This window comes from Streptomyces sp. NPDC034670 (assembly GCF_055574875.1).
In genome coordinates, this window is sequence record NZ_JBVITR010000114.1 from 1 (window position 1) to 4549 (window position 4549).

4 protein-coding genes and 1 pseudogene are annotated in these 4549 nt (G+C 68.1%); 3 read left to right on the top strand and 2 right to left on the bottom strand.

The genetic code is table 11. From position 1 onward, the window contains the following. Nucleotides 1-181 precede the first annotated feature (181 nt). Together ACZ56B_RS32595 and ACZ56B_RS32600 are read right to left on the bottom strand one after the other, a co-directional pair. A pseudogene (locus tag ACZ56B_RS32595) lies at nucleotides 182-773 on the bottom strand (transposase); the annotation flags it as partial. Between the two features lie 394 nt (nucleotides 774-1167). After that, the gene (locus ACZ56B_RS32600; protein WP_468798630.1) at nucleotides 1168-1326 is read right to left on the bottom strand and encodes a hypothetical protein; all 159 of its coding nucleotides are present in this window, start codon (nucleotides 1324-1326) and stop codon (nucleotides 1168-1170) included. Nucleotides 1327-1387: 61 nt separating this feature from the next. Here ACZ56B_RS32600 and ACZ56B_RS32605 point away from each other — a divergent pair, with 61 nt between their 5' ends. From ACZ56B_RS32605 to ACZ56B_RS32615, 3 genes are all read left to right on the top strand, one after another. Further along, nucleotides 1388-2197, top strand: coding sequence for a hypothetical protein (locus ACZ56B_RS32605; protein ID WP_468798633.1), 810 nt, complete (start codon nucleotides 1388-1390; stop codon nucleotides 2195-2197). Between the two features lie 1302 nt (nucleotides 2198-3499). After that, the gene (locus tag ACZ56B_RS32610; protein WP_468798636.1) at nucleotides 3500-3961 is read left to right on the top strand and encodes a hypothetical protein; all 462 of its coding nucleotides are present in this window, start codon (nucleotides 3500-3502) and stop codon (nucleotides 3959-3961) included. A 319-nt stretch (nucleotides 3962-4280) separates the two neighbouring features. Beyond that, nucleotides 4281-4505 (top strand): hypothetical protein, encoded by a 225-nt coding sequence (locus ACZ56B_RS32615; RefSeq protein WP_468798639.1) that lies wholly within the window; start codon nucleotides 4281-4283, stop codon nucleotides 4503-4505. The last annotated feature ends 44 nt before the right edge of the window (nucleotides 4506-4549 follow it).

Consider the following 4549-nt stretch of genomic DNA (forward strand, 5'->3'; position numbering starts at 1 on the left):
GGCCCACCACGGCCTGAGCACAGGCCCCGAACCGGGCCCCAACACGCTCCGACGCGCCATCAGGCAGTCACGCACCCAACAACGTGACAACGCCTCTCCACGCGGCCGAGACCGCCGTCGAGGTGTACGCGTTCTGCGGTCGTGAGCATGGTCAATTATCCTTACAGGTCGCGCGGGTAGGTCAGGGCCGTCGGGCCGGGCGGGCTTCCCACCGATAGGCCGTCCAGGCCCGGCGTAGCAGCCTGCGGATCACGATGACCGCGCTGGCCAACGCCACCCAGGCGTCTTGCACCACCGCGCGCCGGTCGGTCACGATCGCTCACGTCTTGAACCCCCGGTTGTGCCAGGAGCCGGTCCGCTCGACCACCCACCGGTGGGTGTGGTTGCTCGGCACGAACTGCCCCTTCAAGGTGATCCGCCCAGTGCAGCCCAGCTCTTCCAGCAGCGCCCGGGTGGGCTGTGAGTCGTAGCCGGCGTCCAGGTGCACCGTGATCGCCGGTGGCAGACGGAACCCGAACAGGCGCAGTGTCTCCAGGGTGGGGTACAACAGCGGTGAGTCGTTGCGGTTCGCGCCGGTCAGGACCCACCCCCAGTGGCAAGCCTCCACCGTCGACCAGTACCGAGCGCTTCAGACCGCTCTTGCCTCGGTCCACCGGGCTGCGCCCGGTGTTCCGGCCACCGCCAGGGGCTTTCACTATGCATCCGTCAACCACGAGGTTCTCGAGGTCGAGGCCGATGGCCGCATCGTAGGCCTCCAGGGCCAGCTGGTGCAGCCGCCCTGAACGCCTCACGCCGCAGCGCGTCGGCGACCATTGCGGTCACCTCCGCCCGGCTGACTTGGGCATCACCGGCCTGGGACGTGGGTGCAAGGCCTGCGGGCCATGAGGTGATCGGCGCCCACCGTGCCGGGGTGTCTGCGACTGCGTGGGCTTGGGGCGTCCCATCTGGGTGGGTCTGCTTATTCCTCGCCCACCAGTGGCCCAGTGCCGTCAGCGCCTCCTCGGGCAGCAGCCGCACCTCCATTTCCCGGTCCACCGCATCCGCCCGGCCCTGTCTGTTCATACCGCCCCCTCCAGCCGGATATCCGCCCGTCTCACCAGCTCCGATGGGCGGGCGGCGTCTGTTCCCACCGCCGGCGCCCGCAATCCGGTAAGAGCGTCACCGTGGTCAGCCTGGCATCCGGCTGCGGCGCCTCAGGGACAGCCCGGCAAGGATCAGCAGTTCCGGGGCGATGATGCGGCAGGAGAGTTCGGTGTAGCGGCCTGCTGCGGTGAGTGCGACAGACGAGGGACGCAACCGCGCCGCGCTCAGCAGGACGCTCAGCACCTGGTCGGTCTGCGGTTCGCATTGGCGGCGCCGCCTGACGGCGACGGCCTAAAGTGGCGGGATGCCTGCACCTGCCGGCCGGACGGCCCTGGACCTGCTGGACGCCCATCTGGAGGCGCTGTGGGACGCGGCCGACGCCGCGCTCCCGCCGGAGCCGCCCGGTCTCGCGGCGGAAGAAGGAGACGAGCTCGTCCATTGGGCCCTCGACCGGCTCCAGAGCATCCCGCGCGAACCGAAGGACGCCTTCTGCCGGGAAGTCGGCGGCTTGCTGGCGGAGTTCCGCTCCCGCCGCAGCCCCTGGAACGCGGCGGCGCTGCGGCTGCTGGACGACACGTACACCTTCGTGGCCACCGGTCCCCGACAACACGAGGACTGGGCGCACGACGTCCATGCCGTGCTGCACCGAACGGTCGCCGATCCCCGCGGCTGGGTCCGGCTGGACCGGAACCGCGCCAACCCCGCCCACCGGACGGTGCCCGCGTACCCCTTCGACCCGCCGGACCCGGCGCTGCTGCCCGCCCGTCTGTACCCACTGGAGGCAGAGGCGGCAGTCGCCGCGCTGGCCATCATGGCGGAGGAATGGCAGGCGGAGCCGGCCCCCGTCCGCTCCCGCCCCACCCGGGACGCCCTGCTGGCGGATGCCCGGTTGCTGCTCGACCGGTACGGGCCCGGTGCCCGCTACTGGACCAACGCGACGGCCGCCGCCTCCGATCCGGCACCCGACTTCCTCGCATCCGGCCTCCAGGGCACCGCGTCCCACTGCTTCCATACCCGCGAGTACATCGCCGGCCTCGACATATTCGAGGACCTGGGCGTGATCGCGGTCAACGACGAAGAGGTAGGCGTCTTCTGGTCATTCGGGGCGTACTGACGACCCTTACGGAACACGCGCCCCGTACCCGCACCGTTTGGCCCCGCCGCGATGCCGCCGACGCGTGAAGGTCCCCGGGGCCGCGGCGACTCGAGCACCGGGCCGACGGGGAATTGCGATCTCTCGCCTTCGCCTCAGTACGCACCTGCGTGTATACCGTCCAGTGACGGTATTGGCACCCCTGTATCTCTCATCTCATGACAGTGACAACACCTACGGCAAGGCCGGTCCCAGGCCGCTGAGCAGCATGTCCAGACAAACCCGCAGGAACCCACCACTGACACACCATCCACCGACACCGAACCGAGAGATCACATGAGGGCTACGGGGTGGAGCGGGTTCCGGGAATGGCGTGGACGCGCCGTCGTGCCCAGTCTCGTCGAGCGTGCGCGGCCAGTTCGTTGGTGGCCAGAGCGGTGGTCTTCGCCGCGGTGAGGCGCTGTGGCCACGGGCCGGTCCGGGGCCGGTGCGGAGAGCTTCCAGCAGCGGGCCGACGAGCATGTGGTGGTCGAAGGGGACCTGGTGGGGCGAGGCGAGCAGCGCCAGCGGGGGCAGGTGGGCAGGGCGCAGGGCGGCGAGGGTTCGTCGTACGGCGAGGGCGGTGCCCCAGCAGATGTCCAGGACGAGGGCTTTGGCGGTGAGCGGACTGCTGAGGTTTGTGAGGTCGGTGTCGAGGAAGCCCTCGGGTTGGGGTCCAGGGTAGGAGTGTGTGCAGAGGTAGAGGATGTCTGCACGCATCCCGAGCGCCTGGTCCGCGGCTCCGGGAGGCACGGTCAGGACCGGCTGTGCCATAGACGGCAGGGGTGTCACGCGGGGCAGGTCGGTCAGGCGGGCGGCGACCCGGTGCGCGTCCGCTTGGCAGCGCGGGGAGCGAGCGGGCGCGGCTACCAGGACCCACACATCCCCCACCAGACCGCCCACACCCCACCAACGACCCAAAGGCTGAACCGTTTCGGATCAATATGGCCAGTGCTTACGAGACACCCCGCCTCCCGAAGCCGTTTCTTGATCAGATAAATAAGGAGGTATCGAGAGAGGACTGTGATGACGCTCAGTAGAGGCATACAGCGAAGGCCGACCGCCTGCACCACCCGCCCTGGTTCCGGGAAGGGGGTAGCCGTTCTCGGCTTGGCCTTGCTTCTCACCGGTTGCGGGGGCAGTGAGCCAACCGGACAGAAGACCTCGGCAGACGCAGCGCCCTCCTCCCCCGCTCCCTGCTCACGTGTTGAGCCCTACTACCAGGCCGGGATGCTCCAGATCACGGACGTCTGGCCACACCCCGGTTCAGCGCAGGAGACGACGATGCTCGTCGAACTGGACGCAAAGGCGTGCGCCTCCGGCTCGAAGGCTGCCAAAGCTCCGGCCAACTCCTGCGAGCCGGCGAACTTCCCCTGGACCACGTCAGAGGCGTCCGCCGACCGGGAGCTAGCGGACGTCGGTGTTCGTGCCTGGGGTGATGTCGCCCTCACCGTGGAGGGCCAGACGATCCATGAGGTGGTGCTGGCCCCGCCCCCCGCTGAAAAGCACCACTCGATCGAGGCTGTTTATCGGGACCACCTCCAGGGCTGCAAAGCGCAAGTCGTGGACAGCCGCGAGGGAAAGTTCGACTGGTTCCGCCTCGCCAACACAACCGATCGGCTCCTGGTGAGCTTCAAAGATGGCGTCGTCATCGCCTTGCGAGCGGAACGCTCTCACTGGAGCGACGAGCAAATGGACGAGTTGATGCACACGGCGGAGTGGCGCAGCGAGAAGTTCGTGGAATGAGCGATGCCAGTGCTGCCGCACGCTGTCGCGGTGGGGCTTGAGTCACTGAGGTTTTCACGGTGAGGTAGGTGGTGCGAGAGTCAGTGCCTGTTTCATATTTTCGACGGCCGCTGGTCTGTCTGAAGTCTGTTTCGATCTGTTGTGATGGCGATGTCAACGTCGGGGAGCCAGGAGTCTGAGGGGCGTTCGAGCCACCCCTCAGAAGCCATCCGCTTTCCGAACGTGATCTGTTGGTTCGGCTGCCGTGGGCATGAACTCCGAGCTGCGGCGGGAGAGATGGGGGCGATTCGTCCGCTCGTGTTGTTCATGGAGGTGGCTGGTGCCGTCGGTGCTCGGTCCGCTGGAGACCCGGGAGAAGAAGATCCGGGAAGAGGTTGCGAGGCTGCGGGAGGAGGCCGAGCGGCTCCAGGCCGCGCTTGGCGAGGCCGAACACGCACTACAGCGGCTGGTGGATGCCCGTGCAACGGTGGCCGAAGTACTGGCCCAGCCTGTAGGGCTCGGAAAGTCATCGCTGCACGTCAGGCCGCGTATCGGTACTCGTTGATGACGCCGCCGAGGACTCGGGTGCGTAGAAGTCTTCGGTCGTCG